Origin of the sequence: Streptomyces sp. Ru71, assembly GCF_002920535.1 — a bacterium.
GTDB lineage: Bacteria > Actinomycetota > Actinomycetes > Streptomycetales > Streptomycetaceae > Streptomyces.
Genome location: NZ_PQSS01000175.1, coordinates 1 through 928 on the forward strand (window position 1 = coordinate 1; position 928 = coordinate 928).

Genomic DNA, 928 nt, shown 5'->3' on the forward strand with positions numbered 1-928 from the left:
CCCGACCTCGTCGCCCTGCACACCGTCGCCCACGCCCCGCACGCCGCGATGTGGAACGCCGACCCGGAGGGCTACGAGGAGGCGTTGCGCCGTTTCCTGACGCCGCTGATGTGAACCCCGGCTGAACCCCGGTGAGGCGAACCCCGGCGGGCGATGCGGCGCGGAGGGCCCGCCGGGTGGTCTGCCCGTGGGCCTCCGCTTCCCGCCCGCATGCCGGTCGACCTCATTCCGCTTCACTCCTCGGCTCCGCTCCGTTCAAGGCCGTACAAGTGGCCTGATCACGCCTCCCCGCGACGTCCCGCGCAGGTCCGTTGGCCATCCCCGTCGCCGCCGGTGACATTCCGTTTGGGTTTTCGGACCGTCAACCGGAAGACTGCACCCGTGACGTCCCGTATCCCGCGCGACTCCAGGCTTCGACTCGTCCGACCCCGACCCCTGGCCGCCGCGCCCAGAGCCGTGAACCAGCGGCGCCCGCGCCGCCGCGCGCCACGTCCGCCCGAGGGCACCCCGGCACCCGCGGAACTGGCCGGAATGGCTCGCTCCGGGCTGGCCGCCGCCGCCCGCGTCGCCCGCTGGGCCGACGCCGCGCTCGGCCCCGGCCGCCACGGCGCCACCGCCGACGGCAAGGCCACCCTCTCCGACGCGACCGCCGAGCGCGCCGCGCGCGACCTCGGCCTCACCGTCGACCAGGTCCGTGCCGACTGGGACATCGCCCGCCTCGCCGGCCTGGTCGAGGTGCACGGCGACAGCGCCCGCCCCGGCTGGCGGCTGCGCGCCTGGAACCGCGACGACAGCGCCGTGCTGCGGGGCTGGGTCGCCCTGTTCGACGCCTGGTCGCTCGCCCACCCCGAGCCCGGGGACCAGGAGCCCGCGGCCGTCGCCGAGGTCGTCTCGGCCATGCCCCAGGTCCTGTCCTTCCTCCAGCTCT

Annotated in this window: 2 pseudogenes; both read left to right on the forward strand. The window is 75.9% G+C overall.

The window, feature by feature from the left end:
• Positions 1–114, forward strand: a pseudogene (locus C3489_RS39775) (alpha/beta hydrolase); the annotation flags it as partial.
• 267 nt (positions 115–381) lie between these two features.
• Positions 382–928 (forward strand): annotated as a pseudogene (locus tag C3489_RS38075) (hypothetical protein); the annotation flags it as partial.